Origin of the sequence: Roseovarius sp. EL26, from assembly GCF_900327775.1 — a bacterium.
In the GTDB taxonomy this organism is placed as follows: Bacteria; Pseudomonadota; Alphaproteobacteria; order Rhodobacterales; family Rhodobacteraceae; genus Roseovarius.
Window position 1 is genome coordinate 63,741 of the sequence record NZ_OUMZ01000002.1, and the last position, 24,057, is coordinate 87,797.

The window sequence follows — 24,057 nt, forward strand, 5'->3', positions numbered from 1 at the left end:
CCCCTTATCCGGCATCGTTGGGCGGCCAGCCCTGAGTGTCAGTTTGATCGGCCCAACGCAGAAATTCAGACAAAGCCCGCATTTCTTCGTCTGTGATTGCAAAACTCGGCATCTGGCGGCGGCCTTCGATGCCACTAGGCTGAGCATCCATCCAACCTTTGAGCACTTCAAAAGCAGCTTCGGGATCGTCAGCGACACCCCAGCGGGTCATGACGTTGCCAACTTCGGGCGCGAAATAGGCGCCTTCGCCGTGTAATGTGTGACAGTTGATGCAGCTGTGCCGTTCCCAGACATGTTTGCCCAAGGCAACCTCTTCGGTCAGAGGCATGCCAGCGGTTGAAGTCGTGACCACATAGCGATGGCTGTGAACGGTGAGCACGATAAATATCACCACGAAGAACAGTGATCCTCCGTAGAAAATATTGCGCGCGCGCGATTTGGTGAGGAATTCTGACATTTCCTGCGCCCTCTTGAAATTTCATTGCCTTCGGAAATAGCGCGTTCGGGACATTGGGAAGTTGTGCCAGCACAAAGAAAGCGGCAAAAACCGATCTAGGATTGGATCAGGAAAAGGATCCGATTGTGGAACAGGTCGCCGACATTGATGATCCAAATATGTTGCTGTGCGACATCATGGAAAGGTGGCCGCAGACCATTCCGGTTTTTATCAGACATAAAATGCTGTGTGTGGGCTGCGCGATTTCGCCATACCACACAATTCAAGATGCATGTTTAGAGCACAGAGTTTCCGAAACTATGTTTCGAGAGGAGCTCGGCCAAGCTATCAACACGCATTAGCTACTGTGCAACACCAATTTATGCGGGTCGGTGACCACAATCTTTTTGCGCGTGCTTTTGATTGTGCCTTCGCGTTCCCATGCGCTGAGCAACCGGCTGATCGTGTGCAAGGTGCTGCCTGTCATTTCGGAGATATCCTGCCGGGTGATTGGGAAATCAATCTCAATCCCATCGTCAGTTTTACGACCAGTTTGATTGATCAGCCGTAACAAAGTATTGGCAACTCGTTGTTCAACCTGCTGCGTGGCAAGCTCTAAAATCCGGTTGTTCATATCGGCTACACGGGTGCCGACCGTTTTATAAACTCCGTCTGAAAAGCCAGTGTAACTTTGTAGAAATCCGTTCAGATGCCTCATCGGCCAGCTCAGGCACAGGCACTCTGCTGCTGTGACAGAGGTGGCGGGGTATGTTGTGTGACCAAGAGCAGCAGCAATGCCAAACAAATGCCCACTTGGGATATGCAGGGCAATGATTTGTTCGCCAGCTGGAGTCAGGCGCACGACGCGAATATAGCCATCCAACAACAGATAAAAATGCTCGGCGGCTTCGCCCTCTTCAAAAACCGTCGCACCTGCGTCAAAGCGCCGGGTGGTCGCAAGATCAAGTATGTCACGGATCTGGGCACGATCCAGTTTCGCAAAAAGCGGCAGGTTGGCCAACAGGCTCTCGTCGAGTTTGTTCACATTCCGCCCCATAGGTTGTCTTGGCACAAAGAGTGTTAAGCCCAATTCCCTCACATTGCCACCAATTCAAACACATCCAACCCCGGAAAGGAAACTGTGATGTTTGTGAAATCTTTGGCGATTGTCGCCACTTTGTGTATTGGCAGTGGCGCACTTGCGGAAACCATCGAAGTGAAAATGCTTAACAAAGGGGAAGAGGGCACCATGGTGTTTGAGCCTGCTTATATCGCAGCCCAACCCGGTGACACCATCCGTTTCATTTCAACCGACAAAGGGCACAACGTGGAATCCATAAAAGGCATGCTGCCTGAAGGAGTTGAGAAATTCAAAAGCAAACTGGGTGCCGATTTTGATCTGCAGGTTGATGCCGAAGGCGTGTACGGGATTAAATGTACACCGCACTACGCCTTGGGAATGGTCGCGCTGATCCAGGTTGGCGATGCGGTTAATCTTGAGGATGCAAGCACCGTCAAACAAAAGGGTAAGGCCAAAAAGCGGTTTGTTCCTTTGTTTGAAAGCGTTCAGTAAGTTTTCATAGGACGTACACGGACGGCGGCCCTGTAAGGGGTCGTCTAAAATCTATTTTAGCTGGATTAGATGACAACACCTCGGCTTCCCATCTTGTTCAATCTGGGCTTCAGGCCTTTCTTTTTGCTTGCCACCGGGTTTGCAGTGGGCGCCATCGCGCTTTGGATGATGATTTGGCACGGATTGCTGGTACTGCAAGGTCCCTTCTCACCCACGGATTGGCATATTCACGAAATGCTATTTGCCTATAGCTCGGCGGTCATTGCCGGGTTCTTGTTAACCGCAATTCCCAATTGGACCGGAGGCGTACCAATCAAAGGTTGGGCCTTGGCGTTTTTGGTAATTTTGTGGGTGGCAGGGCGGATTGCAGTTCTTGGTGCAACCGGACTATCTGCTGGTTGGATCATGGCAATCGACAGCAGTTTTTTAGCTGTGCTCTGTATTGTTACCGCATACCAGTTGATTGCCTCTCACAACTGGCGCAACTTGATTGTCATTGCATTGATCTTTCTGCTGCTCGCTTCAAACATGGCCTTTCATTATGAGGCGGTGACGTTCGGCACTACTGACTATAGCCGCCGCGCAGGGATGGCTGTGTTGACCCTGCTGATTATGCTGATTGGTGGGCGTGTGATTCCTAGCTTCACACGGAATTGGCTGCTGAAACAGAAGATCACGCCTTTACCCGCGCCATTTGATCGGTTTGATGCCACATCACTGGGCATCGCAGCGATTGCTTTGGGTTTGTGGGTTTTCAAGGGACCTTTGATGCTTACAGCCATAGTATTGAGCATCGCCGCCGCCGCTCATCTGGTCCGGACCCTGCGGTGGCAAGGGTTTCGCGCACGGCGGTCTGCCATCTTACTGATGTTACATGTCTCCTACCTTTGCCTTCCGGCAGGTTTTGCCCTGCTTGCGCTTTCACTGATCCGATCTGATGTGAGTTCAGCGGCGGGCCTCCACGTGCTTGGGATGGGGGCGGTTGGCGGAATGACAACGGCCGTCATGTTGCGGGCTAGCCTGGGGCATACGGGGCGGGCTCTCGCTGCGGGGCCGACCCTCAGTCTGGCGTTCACCTTGGTTTTGATTGCGAGCCTTGTGCGAGCCTTGGTGCCAAACATAGCACTCGCAGGCGTATCAGGCGTTCAGATCTCAGCGCTTCTCTGGATGGCAGGTTTTACCCTGATCTGCACCCGCATCTGGCCTTGGTTTTTAGCTCCAAGGGTGGATTAATTTTCACGGATCAGTCGGATGACGAGATGATCGGGCGGCAGGCCAACCGCACAGCCCCCGACACTGGCGTCACGGACAAAATCGATAATAAACGCCCGGTGCACACCTTGCGCCAGACGAACCCCGCAATAATCTTCGCTTTCCTTGATGACCCGCCCGTCTGCATTGATCTCACCTTTTTTGAAGCAGGTGGTGGTCCACTCCCAGACGTTGCCGCCCAGATAGCCGATACCTAGAGAATTCTCGTCGTATGTTCCTAAGGGGCTCAAGGTGGGGTCGGCGTTGTCACGTTGTATCGCATTCGCCCGGTACGCTTTTATCCAGCGCTGTGCCGGATCGTCAGAGTTATCGGCGTCCTCTGCAACGATTTCATCCACGTATCGTTCTGCCGCCGCATAGGCCCATTCAGGGCCGCTAGGTAACCGCCAGTTTTGCCCCGTGCGATCAGATTGCCACTGTGCAAAATCCACAGCATCACGGTAATTCACCAGCGTTTGCGGAAGGTGTTCCGCTCCTGAAGACAGCGTCACTTTGCAGGCCCCCGCTTCGACGCAAGTGGCATAAGCCGCTTGCGTGACAGGATACCGCATGATTTCCAGCTTGCCGGGGATTGTCACCACTTGTTTTGGGGCGTTGCGTACGCGCGTCCCAGTCCGAAAGTCTCCGACGGGTCGGTAAGTTGTCACACCGGAAGGCAAGGCTCGCATTTCGGGCAAGTCATCAGGCAATTCTGCCGGTCCCCCCAAAAAGCCTGCAAGATAGGCTCCCATCAAGATCGTGACGCCCCCGATACCCAACATGCTGAGAACGAATGCTCTCATAGTTCCTGCTCCTGTTTTGATTGAAAAAGGGGCCCGCAGATGCGCGCCCCCAACCTGTTGCCGTCCAACGTGGCCGCGTACTTATGGCAGGGCAGTACGCCCTTCGTGCATTACGTCATATTCAGTTGGTGCAACAACTTGAGCCATCAGGTCGTTGTTCCATTGGCCTTCGACAACGACGTGCGCAGTCGCACCAAGATTAACAGCTTCGATCAGGTTATGATTCACGTAGGCGTAGACGCCGGGTTGCAGGAACTCATAGAGCGCCGCACCGGCCGATCCGCCGCGAATAAACCAGGTTTCAAGATCGCGCTCTGGGATGTTGTTGAACTTGCCCGCTTCCCAGACCAGGTCACCATGACCACCAATCAAGTGGGGACGGCTATCGCGGTTGGCCTGACTGTGGATGAACAAGACATTTTCGCCTTGCTTGGCCGTCAGTGCGTTGTCGCCAGTTAATGCGCCGACTTTGCCGTTGAAGGTGACATGGGTAGGGATCAATCCGTTCATCACGTCCAATGTCTCGGGATAGCTTTCGCCGACATCTTCGTAGCGCTTGTAATTGCCGTCTGCATCCTTGGGAATGTAGAAGTCATTCTCGCCGATATAAAACACTCGATCATAAGAAACAGATTTGCCGTTGTGATCGCTCAACCCATCGCGAGGCAGGATCATGATGGCACCGGACATGCCTGACACCACGTGCCATGGGATCATCGGGCCACCGGGAGCGCAATGGTAAACAAATGTACCGGGGCGAGTGGCCTTGAACCGAAGCACGGTTTTTTCACCGGGGTTCACCAGAGTTAAAGACCCACCGCCAAGCGCGCCAGTTGCGGCGTGAAAATCAATGTTGTGCTGCATCAGGTTCTCTGGCGGATTATAGAGTGTCAACTCGACATAATCACCCTCATGTACAACCATCAGAGGGCCGGGAACGGACCCATTGAAAGTCATGGCCTGCAGATAAGCATCATCATCGACCTGGATTTCCTTTTCGATGATTTTCATTTCAAATTCATGGATCACCGGATCACCGGTTGCGACTTGCTCATGTGGATGCACAAATGGAGGCTTCACCAGCTTGTGTTTGACCCGTTTCAAGGCTGACAGATCAACCGGTTCGGCGCCCGAGGTATCCATGATTTCCTCAGCGCTTGCTGCTTTTATCAGCGCAGGCGCCGATGCAAGAAATGCGGTTCCCAATAGTGCTGTTCTTCTTGTGATCATGGCTGTGGTCCTTCGTAAATCAGAAAGCTGCCCACAGTGTAATCTTGCGTTGGCTGCCAAACGTTGTGTCAGAACAATGTTTGACTAGTTGGTCGCCACTCAAGCCGGTCGGTATTTATGTATTTGTGCGCCAGCGGTATCTACGACGGATGAGTGGGCAGGCGGCGTGATCATGGTTTTGGGGCATTTCGATAACCATTTGTTCGCATCAGAGTCTCTCACTCCCAACGAACACTTTCTTAATGATTTCTTGACATATCATATCATATGATTAGTATGATTGCATCATAAGGAGAGTCTTGTGTTGAAACCTATTCAGTACGCTCCCGAGCAAGGCATCGTGCAGCCAGTAACGGAGGCAGATAAGATTGCAGCGATTGTCAAAGCCGTTGTACGTGCAGCGGACGCCTGGGATTTGTCCAACGCTGAAGCAGCTGCGCTATTTGATGTCCCAAGCGCGACTTGGAGTCGAATGAAGTCCGGGGCCTACAAGGGGGTTCTTGATCAAGACAAAGTCACACGTGCGAGTCTGTTGATTGGACTCTTCAAAGGGCTGCGCCTCTTATTCAATGGTCCTTTGACTTACGGATGGCCAAAGACCGCAAACTTCGGTTCAGGGTTTAATGGGAAGAGCCCTGTCCAGGTTATGCGCGAAGGAGGCATTCCAGCGATGATGAAGGTTAGACAGCACATTGATGCACTTCGGGGTGGAGTGTGATCAGAATCGGAGATCTCAAGGAAGTAGAATTCACTGATCCGACAACAGTTCGCTTGATCTCAACAGCGTACATCGATGAGCCAGCAATGGCCCCATTGGTGGACGATGAGGACGACTTAGCGATTATAGAAGAGATTGAAGGGCTCACGTCTGCGCGTCGCGCTGTCACGCTTCCCATTCCAGGTGGGCTAGATCCTGCAGAACTTCTAACCGAGGCCGCTGGATACGGATGGACTTATGTGAATGCTGCCTTTTGCTATACGAAGGCCATCGGCAATCGGTTTAATGGACCGGAGCGTGGTGCGTGGTACGCTAGCCACGGAGAAAGTTCTGTCGATACTGCTCAGGCCGAAGTGGCTTGGCATCTGACACGAGAGCTGGAAGCGACGGGTGTATTTGAGAACATCACAGCATACCGCGAGCTACTTGCAGGGTTTACGACACGATTGCACGATCTCGATAGTAGGGTAGGGGACGGCGCTCTGGGTTCGGATCCGACAGAAGCTTACCCGATCGGTCAAACCCTTGCACGGGATGTGCTCGGGTCAGGAGGAAATGGATTGCTCTATCCCTCGATCCGACATGAAGGTGGGCAATGCATGGTCGCTCTTCGCCCGCACTTGGTCCAGAATGTCCGTCAGGGCAACACATGGACGTTCGAATGGGCTGGGGAGCTCAAACCGAAGATCACAAGAGCAAAGTAACATTGCGGCTCGTGCAGATTGGGCGGCTTCCGGTCATTCGCCGCACATGCGATATCAAGGTCTTGAAAATAAAAAAGCCGACATTCCGTGGTGCGCGTGCCGTAGCTAGAGTAGTCTTTGACAAGAAATTAGCACTCAAGTTCGAGAGTGCTAAAGGCGTGGAGTTTGTTCTGGTTTTGTGCTAGCCTCTTGTAGTGGGCGGGTGCTTTGATGCGAATCGCATGAGACGCTGCATCTTGATGAAAGCACAAAAGATGCCACCAAATAATGTGGCGCTGACCTGTTGCACAATATTGAGGCTGCCATCGAGAAGGACAACGAACATGGGCATCGGAGAAGATTTTGAGGAGCTGCTGGACAACCTTCAGGTGTTGAACAGTGAGACAATTAGCTTGAGGTACGGAGAGGTAACCTCGGCTCTCAACAAAGAGTTTCGCGACACCGATTCAAAGACCGCAAACAGCCTTCGAGTTGGATCAATCGGCCGGTTTACCGCGATCGACGGCGTGTCCGATCTCGACATGATATTCATTATGCCTTCATCCAGTTGGGATGACTACAAGGACGGCGGACAGTACAAGTTATTGAAAGCCGCGAAGGATGCTATCAGCGCCAGGTACCCTACGACAACGGTCAAGGTTGATCGTTTGGTGGTGAGGGTTCTCTACAAGGACTTTCACATCGAGGTCCAACCGGCCTTCGAGTTGACAGACGGCAGTTTCAAATACCCGGACACCGTCGGTGATGGCTCTTGGAAAATCACCAAGCCTCGCGAAGAGATTGAAGAGATGGCCGCGTCAAATAATCGAAAGAATAGAAACCTGCGGCGGCTCTGCAAGATGGCCAGGGCGTGGAAAAACAAGCACGGCGTGGCCATGGGCGGACTATTGATTGACACGCTGGCTTACAACTTTTTGGAGTCAACCGACGTCTACGATAAACGCAGTTATTACTACTACGACTATATGACCCGCGACTTCTTCGAATACTTGTCTGAAGAAGAGGATCACGAGTATTACTTGGCAGTTGGTAGTCGGCAGCATGTGAAGGTGAAGAAGAAGTTCCAGAGGAAAGCCAAGAAGGCATACGAGCTTTGCCAAGTTGCCATCGATGCGTCCGGGCAAAAAAATGAGCGCCAAAAGTGGCGCGATGTCTTTGGAAAAGTTTTTCCTGCACCTGCGAAGCTGGAGCAAAATGCCCATGCTCATGTCTTCCGAAATACCGAAGAGTTTGTAGAAGACCGGTTCCGCGTAGATATTCGGTTCGATATGTCGGTCGATTGTCGATTGTCGAGTATCGCAGAAGGGCTTCCGACCGTCCATGTTGACCGAGATGATTTCTCGGCACATCCCATTGTTGCGCAACAAAGACCTGCTTTTCGTCGCCGATACCCGAAACCTTCCGCAAGGTTGTGAACTTTTCTGGAAGGTGAGGAATCGTGGCGCAGAGGCGGAGTCGCGAGATGAAATCCGCGGTCAGATCGTGAGAGATGACGGTTCTAGCCAGAAGAGTGAACGGACGTCATTTGCGGGAGACCACTTTGTCGAGTGCTATGCTGTTCTGCGGGGAGTAGTGGTTGCCCGTGGCGCAACGGTGGTACCTATCAACTGGCGCCAAGCGGAGGCTGCTTGATGCCAGAAGACGGTTTGAAAACGCAATTCGAAGATCAGATCCGTGAGTGTTTCGGCCGCGTGGTCTACAGTCACAAGACACACTTAAAAATGGCGGATCGGTGTGCAGCCAGAATGGCGCAATACAAGGTGGCACAGATTGCAGTCACCGCGCTGACAAGTTCAGGTGCGGTCGGTGTCGTTGTCTTCGATGATTTCCGATTGAAGTTGGCTACGGCCCTACTATCGTTTTTGTCATTATTCATCGCGGCTTACCTGAAGAACTTCGATCCTGGTGGAACGGCGCAGAAACATCGGGATACCGCGTCAAAGTTATGGGTAATCCGAGAAAGCTACTTTTCGCTGATCACAGATCTACCTGAGATGGAACTAGCAGATGCACGTACCAAAAGGGACGAGCTTCAGGAGCTACTGGAACCCATATATGCCTCCGAGCCACAAACTGACGGGAAAGCGTTTGCAGCAGCACAGGACGCCTTAAAGAACAACGAAGAGCTTACCTTTAGTGCGGATGAGATTGACTGTTTTCTTCCGGCCTCACACAGAAGGTCTGAGTGACCTGCATTGTCATTTTAGAGTATTAAGGAGCAGCGATTGTTGAATATTTTTCCAGACCCATTTCCGTGGACGTCTGTTGCAAGCACCCTGTTGACTGTAATCCTCAGCTTCGGCGGCTTCGTTATTGGGATACGTGCTGGGAAAAACAATCGGGATCGCGGCTTCCTCAGAGATACTTACAAGTCCATTTACACCCATCTGAGGACGTTGAAAGAGAGCATTGCGTTAGGTAAGCCCATGCAGTGGGACAGTTTTCGAACCGAAGGGAATAAGTACATCCCTCCTGTAAAAGCACTGGAGCTGGACGGTACGATCAATGCACTGCCAGATGGATTGGCAAAGTCGCTCATTGATGTCGAGCAAACCACACTTTTTAACAATTGGCAGTGGAAGAAGATGATCGAAGATGGCGTCGGTCCGGAAATCAAATCGGCGATGCATGACAAGATCGACGGCGAAGGTAAGTCACTAGAAAAACGGCCGTACAGGCAGGTTAGAATTTCTAGTCTCATGTTGCTTGATTCCAACCAGACCGCCGAACTTGCGGAAGGGCTGGAAACTGGCGACATTGGCTTGGGAATCGAGTTTTCGCTGCAGGGCGGCAGAACCGATATGCTTCACGCTTACCCTGAAACACTAAAGTCAGGAACACTGCCTGATTTCGTGAAAGAGATCAAAGAGCTCAGCTTGGCTTCTGACGAGGCGAGGGGCTTGGCGGACATCCACAGAACCAAAGTGAAAGAAATCGAGAGCCTTATGTTCTTGGTGGCAAAGAGGATCAAGGATCCACACCCCTTTTGGTCATCCGTGCGACAAGCGCTGCGAGACCCGTTCAGTTGAATGGCGGTTCACGTACATTGACCGCTACTCAATGATTGATTGCGAATGTCTGCAATGCTGAATGCAATCGCAGCTACAAGCTAAGTCAGCGGATGGCGGCTTTGGGCCGTCCTTATCGGAACGAACTTCCCTTGCCGAGCAGATGCTGCGATTACTCCGATGGCGGCAGTGAGCCCCTTAATGACGGATACTGCAAATGGTACGAGCGACAGCTTTCGTTATAAAACTGCGCTGAGCTGCACTCCATGTCAGGCTGAGATGGGCTTATTGATCTTCTGTAGTAAGGCTCGATCCATCCAGGTGATGCGCCGATAGCGCGTGCTCTGTAAGGCTGGCGATTAAATCTTGGGCCGCGCCAAGATCGACCGGTTGCGCTCGGGTGGCGTGCTGCAACCAAACACCATCAATCAGGGCTACGATCAGGTGGGCTATGTGCGTCGCTTGATCCACGTCGAACAGAGGCGAGATTGCTGAAAGGATCACCTCCAGGTTTTTCCGTTGATAGCGTATCAGCTCAGCATGACAATCTGCATCCGATCCGGCCAGACAATAGAGAGTGAGCCAGACCGCTGACAGGCGCTTGTTGGATTGCTCTGGCGCAAGTGCCATTCTTACAAGGTCTAACACCTTATCGCGGGGCGGGGTGTCCTGAGCCGCGATGAGTTCAGATTGCTTGCCGTAAGCCGTTACCGCATGGCGTATCACCGCGAGAAGAAGACCGTGTTTGGTGTCAAAGTGATGGCAGATTAATCCTGCAGAGACGCCTGCTCGTCGCGCAACATCTCTTATCTTAAGGGTGCAAAAGCCCTGATCGTTTAGCACGTCCATGGCGGCCTCAATGATCTGGACCTTGCGATGTTCCGTGTCCGTAGTCCGTGACAAAAGTAGAGCCTCCTGATGTTTGCTATAGCTAACGCACCACCAGTTGGAGCGCCACAAAAATTATTGAACAACTGTTCAGCGAATCATTGAACAGCGGTTCAGTCAATGCTAAGCGTTGAGAAACGTCATTAGGAGCCAAGCTATGATTCGCGCCATAGACCTGACCGATGCCCGGACCCATGCGCTGTTGGCTGACCCGCGCCAGATGGTAATGAGCGCGCCTGAGGTTGCATCACCCAAGGAATGGGAAAACCTGGTGATTGATCATGCCTCTGACGAAGTGCGCATAGGCACATGGAAATGCGAGCCCTACACAGATGAGATCGTCGATTATGGATATGATGAATTCATGTACATGATCGCAGGCACGGTTGAGCTGATTTATCCTGATGGAACGTCGGACAATTTTGGTCCCGGTCAGGCGTTTTTGCTGCCCAAAGGGTTCACCGGCACATGGAAACAACCCGAAACAGTGGTCAAATTTATGGCGATGGTTCGCTGATCGGGATGGAGAGGTACGACTACATTATCATTGGTGCCGGATCAGCGGGCTGCGTATTGGCGTATCGGCTTGGAGAGGACACACGCAAACGCATCATGGTGATCGAGGCCGGTGGAAACGACAACGCCACCATCGTTCGGATGCCATCTGCGCTGTCGATCCCCATGAATACCAAGCGGTACAACTGGGGATTTGCAACAGAACCTGAACCATACCTGGATAGCCGTGTAATGAACCTGCCGCGTGGTAAGGGTTTGGGCGGATCAAGTTCGATCAACGGCATGTGCTACGTGCGTGGCAACCCGATGGATTATGAGCGTTGGGTTGATTATGGGGCCACCGGTTGGGATTGGGCAACGCTCCTGCCTTACTTTGAACGCCTGGAATGTGTCGCGGAAACGGGCAAGTTCCGAGGGCGCAGCGGCCCAATCCATGTAAAGCGCGGAACCGAGACGAACCCGCTATATCACGCATTTATCAAGGCAGGTGTCCAAGCCGGTTATGCGCGCAGCACCAATATGAACGATCTGCAGCACGAGGGCTTTGGCCCGATGGAAATGAACGTCAAAGACGGCGAGCGGTGCAGTGCCGCCACGGCCTATCTGCGCCCTGCCATGGCGCGGGGCAACCTTCGGGTTGTGACACATGCTCATGCGACCCGCCTTCTTATGGAAGGCCGCAAGGCCGTGGGCGTCGAATACGAACACAAAGGCAGACTGGTTCAGGTGCGGGCGGCTGAAATGATCCTGTCCGCAGGCTCGATCATGTCACCGGTGGTGTTACAACGATCCGGTATCGGCCCGAAGGAAGAGCTACGCCGAGCGGGCGTGGCGGTTGTCCACGATTTACCCGGCGTCGGTGGCAATCTGATGGATCATCTGGAACTTTATGTGCAGCAGGAATGTAAGCAACCGGTTTCACTCTACCATCATATGAATTTGCTTGGCAAAGCTAGGATCGGCCTGCGCTGGCTGCTGCGCCGTGACGGGTTGGGGGCGACAAATCACTTCGAAGCTGGCGCCCATATCCGCAGTCGCGCTGGCATTAGCTATCCCGACATTCAGTTTCATTTCCTGCCACTGGCAATTTCCTACGATGGCAAGTCACTGGCGCAGGGTCACGGTTTTCAGGCTCATGTCGGCCCCAAGCGATCGAAAAGCCGTGGATGGGTGCGTCTGGATGCTTCGGACCCAAGGAATAAACCCCGTGTGCGATTTAACTATATGAGTGAGGAAGATGACTGGATAGAAATGCGCGCCTGTGTCCGACTTACACGTGAGATTTTCAATCAACCTGCCATGGCAGCTTTCGCAGGGCGCGAACTGGCCCCTGGGCCAGACTGCACAACCGATACGCAAATAGACCAATTTATAAAAAACAAAGTTGAAAGCGCCTATCATCCTTGTGGTACCTGCCGAATGGGGACTGATAAGGACGCGGTTGTGGACCCTGAAACCATGCGCGTGCGCGGGATCGAGGGGCTGCGTGTCGTTGACGCTTCAGTCATGCCGCAGGCAACCGCTGGGGATATTAACGTACCAACGATAATGCTGGCTGAACGGGCTGCCGATCTGATCAGAGACAGACATCTACCTGCTGCCGATACCGCTCCTGTGATGGTCGACGCGAACTGGCCAAGTTGTCAACGATCACCTCACATTGAACAGAACCTAAGTGGCAGCGACATGCGTGCCCTGTTTGCCAAAGAGCGCAGCCTTGTCGGTGGAAGGGCTTGTTTATGACAGAGAGATCAAATCCGTATATCGTTTTGATCGGCAATGCGCACATATCAATGTGCCGCTACGCGGATGTTTTGCGGGCAATTGGAGAATTGAATTGAGTACAACGGTCTTTCTTGCCGTGTTGCTAGCAGCCTGTCTGCACGCGATCTGGAATTCACTGGTAAAAGGCAGCGACGATAAACATGCGACCATGTTGGCGGTCGTGCTGGGTCACGTACCCGTCGCAATGCTGGCTCTCCCGCTGGCTCCTTCTGTTAGCATGGCAGCTTTGCCTTGGATCATGGGCGGCGTCGCATTGCACCTCGGCTATCAGCTTTTTCTCATCGCAGGCTATCGTGCTGGCGACCTGACACTCGTCTATCCCATAGCGCGTGGATCCGCCCCGCTAATTGTCACGGCGGTTTCCATCGGCATCCTGGGTGTGTCATTTACGACTATGGAGCTGTCAGGTGTCTTTTTAATAGTGCTTGGCCTCGTGTCTCTCACGCTGGTGAGACGCGCCGACAAAACACGTAATTTTCGTGCCGTGGTTATGGCCCTTTGTACAGGCGCATTTATCGCAGCGTATTCATTGGTGGATGGTATCGGGGCTCGGGTGGCGACAAGTGCGCTCGGATTTTGGTGTTGGGCGGCGATCGGAAATGCGATGGTATTGACGATGTGGATGGTGTTTATGAGACCATGCACATTCAACGTGTTAAAATCTAACCGTTCGGTTGCCCTGTCCGGCCTGTTAGGTGGGACAGCATCTTTTGCCGCCTATGGACTTGTCATCTGGGCCTTTACTCAAGCGCCAATCGCACTCGTTACCGCACTGCGTGAAACGTCCATAGTGTTCGCTATGCTCATCGGGGTGGGGGTCCTGAAAGAGCGGCTCGATCTCGTAAAAGTCATCTCGACTTTTGTTACGATCCTTGGCGCAATCCTTCTACGCACGTCAAAATCATAAACCTTGAACTGGATATCGTAATGACAAAATTGATATGGATGTCAGACCCGCATTTCACGCAGAAGGGTGATGTGCTGGGCCATGATCCACGCATACGGCTTCAGGCGGCAATAGATCACATTAATGATCATCATTCCGATGCTCAGATGTGCCTTATAACCGGGGACATGGTTAACCGTGGTACGCAAGCCGACTACCAGGCAGTAGCAACCAGATTGGACGGCCTTGCCATTCCTTATTTTGCCATGGTCGGCAACCACGACGACCGAGGCTTATTCCGGCAGGTTCTACCATTGCCGGGCTCCGTCATGGCTGATTTCATTCAGTATAGGGTGACTACGCCTGATGGGCTAATTGTTTGCATGGATACGCACAAAGCGGGATCAGATGCAGGAGAGGTTTGTCAGGCGCGAAGTGAATGGCTGCGTGATACACTTGAAGACGCTGGAAACACACCCGTTTTTCTGTTCATGCATCATCCTCCGATGCAGCTCGGGTTGCCGATGCAGGATACGGAAAATATGGACAACGGACAAGCGTTCATGGATCTGATTTCAGACTTTGAATGTGTAAAGTACTTGTTCATAGGCCACGTCCACCGGCCCATAACGGGCACGGTTGGCCGCATTCCGTTTTCAACCATGCGGTCCGTCCTGTACCAGGCACCAGCTCCTCAGCCAGACTGGAACTGGGACACGTTCAAGCCAAGCACGGAAGCACCGAATATCGGGATAATCCAGTTCGCCGGCACATCAGTTATCCTGAAATATGACCAGTTCTGCGATTATCAGCTAGGCGTGACCGCGTATTAGATTAAATAGATGGGTCACCAAATCCAAAAGCTGGCATTGGTGCAGATGCAGCGAAGGGCAACTATGTCCCGCGTTGCAGTCATCTGTTGATACTCAATGCTGCGCTCCGGACCAACGTCTGCTCTGGGGAAGCTGTAACGCAGCGGTTGATGACTGGGTCAATGTCCGCATTGGGCCGTTCTCGCTGGCCATTGAATTTGACTTTAGTCCGATGCTGCTCTGCATCCGAGGTCGGGTATGAGCCCAACCTGTAAATTCGAAATTCCCGCTGCGCGCGCTCGCAGTAAGCGAAATGCTGCAGATGCGCGAAGTCTTGCACCGCCTTGCTACAGAGAAACCAGCCGTTCATCCAAGGCGCTACGAAGATCGATCAGGCATGGACCAGTGCGCGAACCTTGCCATTGGCGAGTACCACACACCGTATTCCTGGCAGCCAAATCTGTATGTCGGACGTCACCATTACACCGCTGAATAGCACAGCCCCGCGAACGGGGCCGTGCACGAATTTTCTAATGTTCAGCCAGAGAACCACCAACGGCTCGGGCCGCGGGCGCCATCAAGCTCCCAGCTTGCGGCTAGGTTCGGGCCGTGCATGACATTGCTGCGCCGTGCATAGACGAAGTTATTGAACATCGGAATGATGGTACCACCGTCATCTCGAGCAATGACCGCCATTTCGCGGTACATTTCTGCACGCAATCCGTCGTCAAGCTCTCCCTTCGCTTGCAGAAGTAACTCGTTGAACCGCTCATTCTGCCAGAAGCTCTCGTTCCACGCGGCGTCATCCTTGTAGGCCAGAGTGTACATCACATCTGGCGTCGGACGCGCACCCCAGGACACAGCGCAGAATGGTTTTTGCAACCAAACGTCATTGTAGTAGCCATCGTTGGGCTCACGCACTACGTTGATAGTGATGCCGGCGGCTTTTGCCTGTGCTGCGTAAAGCACACACATGTCGACAGCGCCGGAAAACAGGCTGTCTGCGGTTGAAATGTTTACGGTGAGGCCTTCCATACCAGCTTTCTTGAGAAGCGCCTTGGCTCGATCCGGGTCATATTCGCGCTGTTCGACATCGTCTGGCCAATACGGCTGGGCCGGAGAGTGGTGGAAATCATTGCCGATTGATGCTGCACCAAACGCAATCTTCTCGATGATCTCGTTGCGGTCAATCGACAGCTTGAGTGCATTGCGCACGTTGACGTCGTCGAAGGGGGCTGTGTTGCAGTGCATCGGCATGGTGATCGCCGCGCCGGAAGGCACATTGTCAATTGCGATGTTCGGATCACGTTCCATGAGCGCCGAAGTCTTGAGGTCAATTGATGTCACCGCATCCACGTCGCCTGTGACCAATGCGGCTTGGCGCGCGTTCGGATCGTTCAGTACCAACATCTCGACCTTGTCGAAATAGGCACCTTCAAGATGCCAACCTTCATGGCGGCTCAGTCTCCAGCTTACGCCCCACTCGCCAGCATCGATCTTATAAGGGCCCGATCCGTCGCCACTCTGCCAGTTCATGGTTCCGTCTTCATTGGCCGGACAGATGGGCAAGTGGTAGTCAGTCATCAACCACGGAAGATCAGCATTGCCACTATCCAATGTGACGACGACAGTATTGTCCCCATCCGCCTGCATGTCCGTCACCGAAGCCAGCAACGCCTTCGCCGCCGACGTGGAATCGTCTCCTCTGTGATGGTTTAGCGAGGCGATGACATCTTTTGAAGTGACCTTGCTACCGCTGTGGAAGGACGCATTGCGGTTTAGCTCAAACGTCCAGACAGACGCATCCGAGTTTGCCGCCCAATTAGTCGCAAGATCTGGTCCAAGTGTGCCGTCTGGCTCGATCAATGTCAGGTAGCTTCGGTATTGGTGTGCCAGATAGATCTGCTGACGTGACGAGTATGTGCCAGGGTCGTGGGTATCTGACGTGTTACCATCGTGCATTCCGACCTTGAAGGTACCGCCCCGGCGAGGTTCCTGCGCGTGGGCACTGCTGGTCCACAAACATGTGGCTGCGCTTGCTGTCATGCCAGCCGCCATCGAATAATGCATGAAAGATCGGCGTGAGATTCCGCCCATCTTTGCAGCATAGGCCAATTTATCTAATAGAATTTGATCGGTTTTCTTGGTCATAAAGACACCTTTCCAGTTGGGTTTCGTTTCTAAGGTTGTGCACGTGTCATCCAAGTTTCCCGGCATTCCCCAAGTGGCTTGTCGGGCGAAGACAAAACAGGCTGACTTTTCTCGTCGCAGCAACGGACGTCTTTGACACATCTCGGCTGCGGTATTCGAATTGCTGGGATGCGAGCGTGAGGTTTTTGGCACTCCCCGGGACATTGATGCGTCTTGATTGGTATACCTATATAAATGTAAAGCACAAGATGATTCGATTTAGTGCCGATATTAGGAGAATTACTCTTGCAATTCGCCACTATATCAATTTATTGGTGTACCTAATTTCTTTTTCTCATCACCACACCCAAAAGGAGGTCTTCATGAACGTTGCAAAAAAAGAACCCGGTGGAACGGCTCCGTTTCCCATTTCGGAACTATCCGCACGTGTTCAATGTGCCTCTGCCGCCCTGTCGGCTAACGACCTAGATGGGATTTTGATTTCCGTACCCGAAAGCATCTACTGGTTGACCGGGATGGATCACTGGGGGTTCTTCGCTGCGCATGTTCTGGTGCTGAACCGAAATGGTGAGATGGGCCTTGTCTGTCGCGCGATGGAGAAGATTACTTTTGACAACCAAGTCTCGAATGCGCGCTTTTATGGGCACAAGGATCATGAAGAACTTTCGGATCATGTCCTGCGCGCCATGTCTGATCTGGGCTTGAAGGGTGGGCGCGTGGGAATAGAAAAGCGCAGCCTGTTTCTAACCCCTCGTCATGCGGAACTGATCCAGACAGGCAACGCCGAGGCAGACTGGATCGACGCCTCCGGTATCATCGACGATCTTCGGCAGGTCAAATCGCCTTTGGAAATGGAGTACACGCGTGCCGCGGCGCGTGCCGCTGATTTGGGCACTCTGGCCGCGATCGAAGCGGTGCGAGACGGCGCATCAGATTATGAAATTTCTGCCGCCTACCACCACAAGACGATCCTGGAGGGAAGCGAATACCCCGGCTTCGGACCATTTTTTCGCCCGACAACCCGGCTGGGTGAAGAACACACCACATGGCGCGGTGACATCTTTCACAATGGTGATGCCGTGTTCATGGAAACTTGTGGCGCCTATCGCAAGTATCAGGCGCCGATGGGACGTTTGGTCTATGTAGGATCTGCGCCAGAGGGGGCTGAAAAATCCGCCGAATTGGCGATCGACGGGATGAAGGCGATTTGCGGTGCACTGAAACCGGGGGGCAAAGCTGGTGACGCATACGCAGCCTGGCGGGACGTTGCTGCTTCTGCTGGCCTGCATGATTACGAACGTCATCATTGCGGCTATATGGTCGGCATTGGTTTCCCGCCCAGCTGGACAGGCGGATCAATGGTGACATCGCTGTTCCCGAATTCACAACGCACGCTCGAAGTTGGCATGGTTTTTCATGCCCATTCCTGGTTCACTAACACTGATGTGGTTGATTATTTCATTTCGAACACAGTGTTGTTGACTGAGAACGGTGCTGAAGTTCTGACCAATCAAACACCTGAGACCCTCATCATTCGATGAGGGACTCCAATTGCTCCGGGGTGCGCTCTCCCTCGTGCCCCGGAACGGATAATGCATATGAAACCATTGACCAAACAGACCCTGACCAACGTGTGCGCACAAATGGCGAGCCATACGTGGACCGAAGAGGAACTGGATGAACTGGTGGAGCCTAAATTGGGCATAATCACTGGTTTTCAAGAGCTTCTGGACGAATTGGAAACATTGCGACAGATCGACCTTGGAACAACGCCCCCCGCGCTTACAGTTCAGAAAAGATAAACCCATGACGGAAGAGCTTCCATTCCTTGACGTACGATCCTTGAAACGGCTCCTTGATACGAGAAAGATAACGCCCAGTGAACTTGTTGAAACCTTCGCTGACCGCATTACACGTTTCAATGATCTCTCTCACGCGTTCATCACCGTCACGGATAAATCTGCAGCTGAGGACGCAGCAAGGCTTACGACTAAAGACCTTGCAATATCACCTTTTGCCGGCATTCCATTTGCCAGCAAGGATCTGTTCGATGTTGAAGGTGTGTTGACAACAGCCGGATCCCGTGTGTTTCACGACCGGGTTGCCTCGGAAGATGCATTCACGATCAGGCAGCTGCGTGCCGCCGGTGCCTTGAGCATGGGCAAGACCAACCTGCACGAATTTGCCTATGGGGCAACCGGAGAAAACGACGTCTACGGCACTTGTGTCAACGCCTATGATCCGATGCGTCTTGCAGGGGGATCCTCCAGCGGTTCGGCCGCTGCCGTCGCTTTCGGTTTGGTGCCCGCCGCCTTGGGGACGGATACAGGTGGATCAGTGCGTGCACCCGCGGCCCTAAATGGCCTGGTCGGACTGAAACCCACGATTGGACGCGTGCCAACTACCGGTGTCGTGCCCTATTGCTGGACACTGGATCATGTAGGCCTGATCACACGTACCATCACCGACTGCGCCGATCTGTTGGGTATCGTTGCCGGTTTTGACCCACGCGACCCGGCATCATCCAATCACCCTGTCGATAACTATGCCGAGCACCTTGGTGGCGACATTATGGGTCTGCGCGTGGGTATCCCTGCGAATTTCTATTACGAGCGCACCGATTCGGAAATCTTGGAAGCGGTGGAACGGGTCAAATCACACCTTTCAGAGCGCGGCGCGCAATTGCGGCCTGTTACCTTTCCGGACATGGAACACAGCCGCACTATTTCGCTAACCGTTCAGATGCCAGAAGCCCTAAGCGCGCATTCCGCATACCTGCAAGAGCGGGGAGAGCTTTACGGGAAAGACTTTCGCGCAGGTTTGGCGCTCGGTCAGTGCCTGTTGGCCGAGCATTACGTACGCGCCAGGCGATTTATTGAACGATATCGGCAGCAAACCAACGCTTTGTTTGAAGATGTCGACGTGATCTTGACACCAGCAACACCGGAAATTGCACAAAAACTTGGAACGGTGAAGACCATTCGCGACGGTGTGGAAGAAGCAGTCGGGAATGCGATCACCCGCTTCACAACCTTCTTCAACATGACAGGGCATCCAGCCCTCACAATGCCCTGCGGCATGCACTCAGAGGGCTTGCCGATTGCGCTGCAACTTGTTGGCCGTTACTTCGAAGAGAGTACAATCCTCAAGGTTGGTCACTCCATCGAACGCAACGATGAGTTCGCAATTGCGTTGCCAAAGATTGACGGTGGCGCCGGTTGATTGCCAGACAAACATCATCAAACTTGAGGGCCTATGGGAAACATAAAAAAAATTGGAATTGCCGGAACCGGCGCAATTGGAACCACCGTGGCCCAAGCGTTGAGCCGCGGCGATATACCGGGGTTCAAACTGGCGGGTATCGCTGCAAGTAGCCAGGCGCGGTCGGACGCATTGAATGCTACGCTGTCGACACCTGTACCTTTCATGAGTTTCGGCGAATTGGCAAACGAGTGCGATTGGGTATTAGAGGGCCTCCCTCCGGCATTATTCGTTGATTTGGCGCGCCCTGTTCTGTCGGCTGGCAAGGTATTGATCGTGCTGTCTTGCAGCCAGCTCCTGGAGCATCAAGATTTAATCCCGCACGCGCAAGAACACGGCGCGCGGATCGTCGTTCCTTCCGGCGCAATGCTTGGTTTTGATGCCCTCAAAGCGGCCGCGGTTGGCGAGATTCATTCGGTCGTCATCGAAACCCGTAAACCCGTTGCCGGTTTGATCAAAGCTCCTTATCTAGCCCAAGAAAAGATCGACCTGACCGGGATCACCGAAGCGGTTAGGATTATCGAAGGATCCGTCACCGAGGTGGCGCGCGTGTTTCCAGCCAACGTCAACGTAGCAGCCGCACTCAGCCTTGCGGGTATTGGCCCTGACCGGACTCGCATGGAAGTTTGGGCAGACCCAACTCTGGATCGCAACACTCACACGGTAAGGGTCACCTCTGACAGTTCGGATTTCACGGTCGCGATTCAAGGTCGGCCCTCCGCTAAAAATCCGGCAACCGGCCGGATTACGCCATTGAGCGTCATAGCGATGCTACAAAACCAGTCAGCAACATTGCGAATCGGGACCTGAAGATGCTGACAATCGATATGATCCGTGCTGCTTCGGAAACATTGCGAGGCGTCAGCCGGGTCACTCCGTTGCTTGAATCTGAATTGTTGAACCAAAAGCTTGGGTTTCGGCTGATAATCAAGCCGGAATGTCTTCAGGAAACCGGATCGTTTAAAATTCGCGGGGCGTATACGAAAATCGCAACTTTGAGACCCCGGGAACGGGCCGCTGGCGTTGTCGCTTTTTCTTCAGGAAACCACGCGCAAGGGGTGGCAAAGGCGGCCTCCATGCTCAATGTGCAAGCAAGCATTGTTATGCCGTCGGACGCACCGACCATAAAGCTGCAGCGCACAGCAGAGTATGGTGCGAACGTCATCACCTATGATCGTGAAAAAGAGGATCGCGCAATGATCGCGAGCGACATCGCGGGGTGCACCGGGGCGATATTGATCCCACCATACGACGATTTTGTCTTGATGTCGGGCCAAGGGACTGTTGGTCTGGAAATCATTGAGCAACTTGCGCAGTTGAACATTCGTCCTGACGCCCTTTTTTGTCCTGTCGGAGGCGGCGGTCTAATCGCTGGCGTGGCGACTACCTTTGCAGCGCTCAGTGAACGGACATCTGTTCACCCCGTCGAACCGGAGTATTTCGACGATACGGCGAGATCGTTGGCGCAAGCGACGCGAGTTGCTAACACGCCGGGCATTTCTTCGATTTGCGATTCGATCGTGACCCAAATCCCCGGGAAGCTTACATTCGCTATCAATCAAAAGCTGCTTTCTGAGGGATTCGTTGTTAAAGAGGCAGAGGTGATAGCAGGCATGAAAGCCCTTTTCGAGGAATTCAAGATTGTTGCAGAACCCGGAGGCGCAGTTGCAGTCTCGGCCGCAGTGAAGAGAAGACAAGATTGGGCGGGCAAAGTTGTCGTCGCCATTGTATCCGGCGGAAACGTCGACAGGGAGAGTTTTTGTCGGTGGATAATGTGAAATACAAAGAGAGCGCCCGAGAGGCCATTCGTTACAGTAAAGCAGAGATTTATCAAATTCTGCGAAAACGCATCTGTCTTTTGACTTACGAGCCCGACTCTCGGTTGAATGAGCGTGATCTGGCCCAGGAATTTGGGATCAGCAGAACACCGTTGAGATCTGTCCTGCAACGCCTCGAGAATGACGGTTTCATCATCAGTCAACATGGCCGCGGAACAGTCGTGGCTCCGATTGACCTAGGGGCTATGCGGGACATCTATGTCATCCGTATGCACCTAATGAATGCGGTCGCAGACTCAACGCCAGTGGAAATCGAGGCCTCCATACTTGAAAGTGTTGAAGCGCTGATCGGGCGTTGTCAAAAACTGAGAGTTACATGCGACAAGCAAGAATTCGCGCGCATTATCATCAGGCTGCACGAGATACTCCACGGGCTAGTCAGCAACCAGATCCTGAGAGAGTTCAACGATACGCTCTTCTATCAATCCGCCCGGTTCTGGTTTTTACTGCTGGACGACGTCGACTTTGACGAGCAGACCGATGAGCTGCTTCATGAGATGGAGATGCTATACCGCAGTCTGGAACTGGGGGATATCAAACTAGCCTCTTCGATTCATAAAGCGCATCTGGGATTAGTTTTGGCCCATTTGAAGAAAGTGCGATAGCTCAGTGTGGCAGCAGGGCGTAGCAGAACAAAAGGCGGCGAAGTCTGCGTCCACCGTATCCACACACGATGCGGCGAAAGTAAGGTCCCGGTTCGAGCTAAATATATGCCGGCGAACGACCGGTTTGGCGACACGCGCCGCGTCGCAACAGTTTACTCGCTACGCCTGCGAATAGATGCTGCGACAGCAAGGTCAGGAAATCGAAGGTCGGGAAAGTCCGCTAAGCTGCCATTGCAGGTTTGTTTGGCAGGTTTTCCCTAATAAAAATCATCAGATGTCCGCTTTGAGCCCATAGTCACAAATGCTGTGCAATAAACAAATGGCCGCTTATTGGAAAACTTAGCCCAGATAGTCGATTATCGGACAATCAGGTCGGTGGTCTCCACGGCAAGAGGTCACCAAATGCGCGAGTTCATCGTGCAGGGATTGTAACTCGCGCTGTTTCTCTTCTATTTCCTCAAGTCTTTTGGAAGCAATCCGCTTAACTTCCGCGCTGGTGCGGTGTTGATCCTGATAAAGGCTCAGAAGTTCACGGCACTCTTCGATGCTAAACCCAAACTCGCGCGATCTGCGGACAAACATCAGCTTGCGTACTGCAATATCGTCGTAGGTACGATAGCCTGCTTCTGAACGTGAGGGCGCTTCTACCAAACCGATATCAGCATAATAGCGAACGGTTTTGACGGGTAACCCAGCGGCTTTGGACGCAGTAGAAATATTCATTGGCACAACCTCTTGACCTTCCAGTTACTGGAAAGATTATATCCAAGTCATTAGCGCTTCAAGACCGCTCAACGCGGACGAATAGAGGATGGCACCAATGCCAAAAGATACATCGATAAAGACGGCTACTCTTCATCGCATGGTGATGGCCGATCACATGTGTCCCTATGGGCTTAAGGCGAAGGACTTACTGGAGCGACACGGCTTTGTCATTGAGGATCACCACTTGACCAATCGGGAAGAAGTGGATGCGTTCATGGCAGAGCATAAGGTCAAGACAACCCCTCAAATATTTTTCGATGGGAAGCGCATCGGTGGCTATGATGATCTGAGTAAGCATCTTGGCATAACAACTAATGCACAAGACGCCACGACCTATAAGCCCGTAATTGCGCTTTTCACAATCGCGGCTTTGATGGCCATCGCAGTCACTTGGCTCAGCACGGGTTCAGTATTTTCAGGGCGGATAATTGAGTTTTTTATTTCGATCTCGATGGTTCTGCTTGGCTTGCAAAAACTTCAGGATGTGGAACGCTTTGCGACCATGTTCCTAAACTATGATCTGTTGGCGCAACGGTGGGTGCGGTACGGGTATATCTACCCGTTTGTTGAGGCTGGCGCAGGTTTGTTGATGATGGCGGGCGTTTTGACATGGATATCAGCTCCGGCAGCGTTGTTCGTGGCTGGTATCGGAGCGATCAGCGTCTTCAAAGCGGTCTACATCGACAAGCGTGAACTCAAATGTGCTTGCGTCGGCGGAGATAGCAAAGTCCCACTCGGTTTTGTCTCATTAACGGAAAATCTGATGATGGTCGGCATGGCTTTGTGGATGATTTCAAAATTGTGACCCCAAAACACTGAAAATCCAA

The 24,057-nt window shown here is 52.8% G+C and carries 27 protein-coding genes; 20 read left to right on the forward strand and 7 right to left on the reverse strand.

Annotated features, from left to right (window positions below; all coding sequences use genetic code 11):
- Positions 1-4 precede the first annotated feature (4 nt).
- On the reverse strand, positions 5-457 hold the full coding sequence (locus D9A02_RS00765; protein WP_120499084.1) for a cytochrome c: 453 nt from the start codon (positions 455-457) through the stop codon (positions 5-7).
- 158 nt (positions 458-615) lie between these two features.
- On the opposite strand from D9A02_RS00765, the gene D9A02_RS00770 reads away from it, so the two are divergent.
- Positions 616-798, forward strand: a complete 183-nt coding sequence (locus D9A02_RS00770) for a DUF1858 domain-containing protein (protein ID WP_120499134.1) — start codon at positions 616-618, stop codon at positions 796-798.
- Here D9A02_RS00770 and D9A02_RS00775 read toward each other — a convergent pair.
- Complete coding sequence (locus tag D9A02_RS00775; RefSeq protein WP_120499135.1) at positions 795-1,481, reverse strand: Crp/Fnr family transcriptional regulator; 687 nt, start codon at positions 1,479-1,481, stop codon at positions 795-797. The genes D9A02_RS00770 and D9A02_RS00775 overlap by 4 nt on opposite strands.
- Positions 1,482-1,580: 99 nt before the next feature.
- Here D9A02_RS00775 and D9A02_RS00780 point away from each other — a divergent pair, with 99 nt between their 5' ends.
- Positions 1,581-2,009: a pseudoazurin gene (locus tag D9A02_RS00780; protein ID WP_120499085.1), complete on the forward strand. Its 429-nt coding sequence runs from the start codon at positions 1,581-1,583 to the stop codon at positions 2,007-2,009.
- Between the two features lie 69 nt (positions 2,010-2,078).
- Positions 2,079-3,242 (forward strand): NnrS family protein, encoded by a 1,164-nt coding sequence (locus D9A02_RS00785; protein WP_120499086.1) that lies wholly within the window; start codon positions 2,079-2,081, stop codon positions 3,240-3,242.
- On the opposite strand, the gene D9A02_RS00790 is transcribed toward D9A02_RS00785, so the two are convergent.
- Both D9A02_RS00790 and nirK read right to left on the reverse strand, forming a co-directional pair.
- Entirely contained in the window at positions 3,239-4,063 is an 825-nt protein-coding gene (locus tag D9A02_RS00790; RefSeq protein ID WP_254054495.1) for an SUMF1/EgtB/PvdO family nonheme iron enzyme, read from the reverse strand. The genes D9A02_RS00785 and D9A02_RS00790 overlap by 4 nt on opposite strands.
- Before the next feature lie 81 nt (positions 4,064-4,144).
- Positions 4,145-5,293, reverse strand: coding sequence for a copper-containing nitrite reductase (gene nirK, locus D9A02_RS00795; RefSeq protein WP_120499087.1), 1,149 nt, complete (start codon positions 5,291-5,293; stop codon positions 4,145-4,147).
- Between the two features lie 301 nt (positions 5,294-5,594).
- Here nirK and D9A02_RS00800 point away from each other — a divergent pair, with 301 nt between their 5' ends.
- The 6 genes from D9A02_RS00800 to D9A02_RS00825 all read left to right on the forward strand — a co-directional run bounded on the left by D9A02_RS00800 (position 5,595) and on the right by D9A02_RS00825 (position 9,744).
- Positions 5,595-6,011 carry an antitoxin Xre-like helix-turn-helix domain-containing protein gene (locus D9A02_RS00800; protein ID WP_120499088.1) on the forward strand — a complete coding sequence of 139 codons (417 nt, stop codon included), beginning with the start codon at positions 5,595-5,597 and terminating at the stop codon, positions 6,009-6,011.
- Positions 6,008-6,715 (forward strand): RES family NAD+ phosphorylase, encoded by a 708-nt coding sequence (locus tag D9A02_RS00805; protein ID WP_216824925.1) that lies wholly within the window; start codon positions 6,008-6,010, stop codon positions 6,713-6,715. The genes D9A02_RS00800 and D9A02_RS00805 overlap by 4 nt, the downstream gene beginning before the upstream one ends.
- 323 nt (positions 6,716-7,038) lie before the next feature.
- The gene (locus tag D9A02_RS00815) at positions 7,039-8,130 is read left to right on the forward strand and encodes a nucleotidyltransferase (protein WP_254054496.1); all 1,092 of its coding nucleotides are present in this window, start codon (positions 7,039-7,041) and stop codon (positions 8,128-8,130) included.
- The gene (locus D9A02_RS19360) at positions 8,048-8,347 is read left to right on the forward strand and encodes a hypothetical protein (RefSeq protein WP_254054497.1); all 300 of its coding nucleotides are present in this window, start codon (positions 8,048-8,050) and stop codon (positions 8,345-8,347) included. The genes D9A02_RS00815 and D9A02_RS19360 overlap by 83 nt, the downstream gene beginning before the upstream one ends.
- Positions 8,347-8,904: an SLATT domain-containing protein gene (locus D9A02_RS00820; protein WP_120499091.1), complete on the forward strand. Its 558-nt coding sequence runs from the start codon at positions 8,347-8,349 to the stop codon at positions 8,902-8,904. The genes D9A02_RS19360 and D9A02_RS00820 overlap by 1 nt, the downstream gene beginning before the upstream one ends.
- A 39-nt stretch (positions 8,905-8,943) precedes the next feature.
- On the forward strand, positions 8,944-9,744 hold the full coding sequence (locus tag D9A02_RS00825) for a hypothetical protein (RefSeq protein WP_162932913.1): 801 nt from the start codon (positions 8,944-8,946) through the stop codon (positions 9,742-9,744).
- Positions 9,745-10,008: 264 nt separating this feature from the next.
- On the opposite strand, the gene D9A02_RS00830 is transcribed toward D9A02_RS00825, so the two are convergent.
- On the reverse strand, positions 10,009-10,626 hold the full coding sequence (locus tag D9A02_RS00830) for a TetR family transcriptional regulator C-terminal domain-containing protein (protein WP_162932914.1): 618 nt from the start codon (positions 10,624-10,626) through the stop codon (positions 10,009-10,011).
- A gap of 142 nt (positions 10,627-10,768) precedes the next feature.
- Here D9A02_RS00830 and D9A02_RS00835 point away from each other — a divergent pair, with 142 nt between their 5' ends.
- The 4 genes from D9A02_RS00835 to D9A02_RS00850 are packed head-to-tail and all read left to right on the forward strand — an operon-like array spanning position 10,769 to position 14,631.
- A complete protein-coding gene (locus D9A02_RS00835; protein ID WP_120499094.1) occupies positions 10,769-11,128 on the forward strand; it encodes a cupin domain-containing protein in 360 nt (119 codons plus the stop codon).
- A complete protein-coding gene (gene betA, locus D9A02_RS00840; RefSeq protein ID WP_367946739.1) occupies positions 11,080-12,870 on the forward strand; it encodes a choline dehydrogenase in 1,791 nt (596 codons plus the stop codon). The genes D9A02_RS00835 and betA overlap by 49 nt, the downstream gene beginning before the upstream one ends.
- Positions 12,851-13,819, forward strand: coding sequence for a DMT family transporter (locus tag D9A02_RS00845; protein WP_254054499.1), 969 nt, complete (start codon positions 12,851-12,853; stop codon positions 13,817-13,819). Before betA ends, D9A02_RS00845 begins: the two co-directional genes overlap by 20 nt.
- A gap of 20 nt (positions 13,820-13,839) precedes the next feature.
- Entirely contained in the window at positions 13,840-14,631 is a 792-nt protein-coding gene (locus D9A02_RS00850) for a phosphodiesterase (protein ID WP_120499096.1), read from the forward strand.
- A 516-nt stretch (positions 14,632-15,147) separates the two neighbouring features.
- On the opposite strand, the gene D9A02_RS00855 is transcribed toward D9A02_RS00850, so the two are convergent.
- Positions 15,148-16,761 (reverse strand): ABC transporter substrate-binding protein, encoded by a 1,614-nt coding sequence (locus D9A02_RS00855; protein ID WP_120499097.1) that lies wholly within the window; start codon positions 16,759-16,761, stop codon positions 15,148-15,150.
- Between the two features lie 362 nt (positions 16,762-17,123).
- Here D9A02_RS00855 and D9A02_RS00860 point away from each other — a divergent pair, with 362 nt between their 5' ends.
- From D9A02_RS00860 to D9A02_RS00885, 6 genes are read left to right on the forward strand one after another with little or no spacing between them, the layout of a single operon-like run.
- The gene (locus D9A02_RS00860) at positions 17,124-18,302 is read left to right on the forward strand and encodes a Xaa-Pro peptidase family protein (RefSeq protein WP_120499098.1); all 1,179 of its coding nucleotides are present in this window, start codon (positions 17,124-17,126) and stop codon (positions 18,300-18,302) included.
- A 57-nt stretch (positions 18,303-18,359) separates the two neighbouring features.
- Positions 18,360-18,563, forward strand: a complete 204-nt coding sequence (locus D9A02_RS00865; protein ID WP_120499138.1) for a hypothetical protein — start codon at positions 18,360-18,362, stop codon at positions 18,561-18,563.
- 4 nt (positions 18,564-18,567) lie between these two features.
- Positions 18,568-19,983 (forward strand): amidase, encoded by a 1,416-nt coding sequence (locus D9A02_RS00870; RefSeq protein WP_120499099.1) that lies wholly within the window; start codon positions 18,568-18,570, stop codon positions 19,981-19,983.
- Between the two features lie 33 nt (positions 19,984-20,016).
- Positions 20,017-20,832: an aspartate dehydrogenase gene (locus D9A02_RS00875; protein WP_120499100.1), complete on the forward strand. Its 816-nt coding sequence runs from the start codon at positions 20,017-20,019 to the stop codon at positions 20,830-20,832.
- Between the two features lie 2 nt (positions 20,833-20,834).
- Positions 20,835-21,800: a threonine/serine dehydratase gene (locus D9A02_RS00880; protein ID WP_120499101.1), complete on the forward strand. Its 966-nt coding sequence runs from the start codon at positions 20,835-20,837 to the stop codon at positions 21,798-21,800.
- On the forward strand, positions 21,788-22,465 hold the full coding sequence (locus D9A02_RS00885) for a GntR family transcriptional regulator (protein ID WP_162932915.1): 678 nt from the start codon (positions 21,788-21,790) through the stop codon (positions 22,463-22,465). The genes D9A02_RS00880 and D9A02_RS00885 overlap by 13 nt, the downstream gene beginning before the upstream one ends.
- Before the next feature lie 339 nt (positions 22,466-22,804).
- On the opposite strand, the gene cueR is transcribed toward D9A02_RS00885, so the two are convergent.
- The gene (gene cueR / locus D9A02_RS00890; RefSeq protein ID WP_120499103.1) at positions 22,805-23,188 is read right to left on the reverse strand and encodes a Cu(I)-responsive transcriptional regulator; all 384 of its coding nucleotides are present in this window, start codon (positions 23,186-23,188) and stop codon (positions 22,805-22,807) included.
- Positions 23,189-23,285: 97 nt separating this feature from the next.
- Between cueR and D9A02_RS00895 the strand changes: the two genes are divergently transcribed.
- Positions 23,286-24,035: a MauE/DoxX family redox-associated membrane protein gene (locus tag D9A02_RS00895; RefSeq protein ID WP_120499104.1), complete on the forward strand. Its 750-nt coding sequence runs from the start codon at positions 23,286-23,288 to the stop codon at positions 24,033-24,035.
- Positions 24,036-24,057 lie beyond the last annotated feature (22 nt).

What these genes read in the sequence shown, in the direction of transcription:
- D9A02_RS00820 (WP_120499091.1), top strand. Translation starts at nt 8,347, where the DNA reads ATGCCAGAAGACGGTTTGAAAACGCAATTCGAAGATCAGATCCGTGAG.
- D9A02_RS00860 (WP_120499098.1), top strand. Translation starts at nt 17,124, where the DNA reads ATGAACGTTGCAAAAAAAGAACCCGGTGGAACGGCTCCGTTTCCCATT.
- D9A02_RS00850 (WP_120499096.1), top strand. Translation starts at nt 13,840, where the DNA reads ATGACAAAATTGATATGGATGTCAGACCCGCATTTCACGCAGAAGGGT.
- D9A02_RS00880 (WP_120499101.1), top strand. Translation starts at nt 20,835, where the DNA reads ATGCTGACAATCGATATGATCCGTGCTGCTTCGGAAACATTGCGAGGC.
- cueR (WP_120499103.1), bottom strand. Translation starts at nt 23,188, where the DNA reads ATGAATATTTCTACTGCGTCCAAAGCCGCTGGGTTACCCGTCAAAACC.
- D9A02_RS00785 (WP_120499086.1), top strand. Translation starts at nt 2,079, where the DNA reads ATGACAACACCTCGGCTTCCCATCTTGTTCAATCTGGGCTTCAGGCCT.
- D9A02_RS00770 (WP_120499134.1), top strand. Translation starts at nt 616, where the DNA reads ATGTTGCTGTGCGACATCATGGAAAGGTGGCCGCAGACCATTCCGGTT.
- D9A02_RS00765 (WP_120499084.1), bottom strand. Translation starts at nt 457, where the DNA reads ATGTCAGAATTCCTCACCAAATCGCGCGCGCGCAATATTTTCTACGGA.
- nirK (WP_120499087.1), bottom strand. Translation starts at nt 5,293, where the DNA reads ATGATCACAAGAAGAACAGCACTATTGGGAACCGCATTTCTTGCATCG.
- D9A02_RS00855 (WP_120499097.1), bottom strand. Translation starts at nt 16,761, where the DNA reads ATGACCAAGAAAACCGATCAAATTCTATTAGATAAATTGGCCTATGCT.
- D9A02_RS00835 (WP_120499094.1), top strand. Translation starts at nt 10,769, where the DNA reads ATGATTCGCGCCATAGACCTGACCGATGCCCGGACCCATGCGCTGTTG.
- D9A02_RS00815 (WP_254054496.1), top strand. Translation starts at nt 7,039, where the DNA reads ATGGGCATCGGAGAAGATTTTGAGGAGCTGCTGGACAACCTTCAGGTG.
- betA (WP_367946739.1), top strand. Translation starts at nt 11,080, where the DNA reads ATGGAAACAACCCGAAACAGTGGTCAAATTTATGGCGATGGTTCGCTG.
- D9A02_RS00790 (WP_254054495.1), bottom strand. Translation starts at nt 4,063, where the DNA reads ATGAGAGCATTCGTTCTCAGCATGTTGGGTATCGGGGGCGTCACGATC.
- D9A02_RS00875 (WP_120499100.1), top strand. Translation starts at nt 20,017, where the DNA reads ATGGGAAACATAAAAAAAATTGGAATTGCCGGAACCGGCGCAATTGGA.
- D9A02_RS00780 (WP_120499085.1), top strand. Translation starts at nt 1,581, where the DNA reads ATGTTTGTGAAATCTTTGGCGATTGTCGCCACTTTGTGTATTGGCAGT.
- D9A02_RS00865 (WP_120499138.1), top strand. Translation starts at nt 18,360, where the DNA reads ATGAAACCATTGACCAAACAGACCCTGACCAACGTGTGCGCACAAATG.
- D9A02_RS00870 (WP_120499099.1), top strand. Translation starts at nt 18,568, where the DNA reads ATGACGGAAGAGCTTCCATTCCTTGACGTACGATCCTTGAAACGGCTC.
- D9A02_RS19360 (WP_254054497.1), top strand. Translation starts at nt 8,048, where the DNA reads ATGATTTCTCGGCACATCCCATTGTTGCGCAACAAAGACCTGCTTTTC.
- D9A02_RS00895 (WP_120499104.1), top strand. Translation starts at nt 23,286, where the DNA reads ATGCCAAAAGATACATCGATAAAGACGGCTACTCTTCATCGCATGGTG.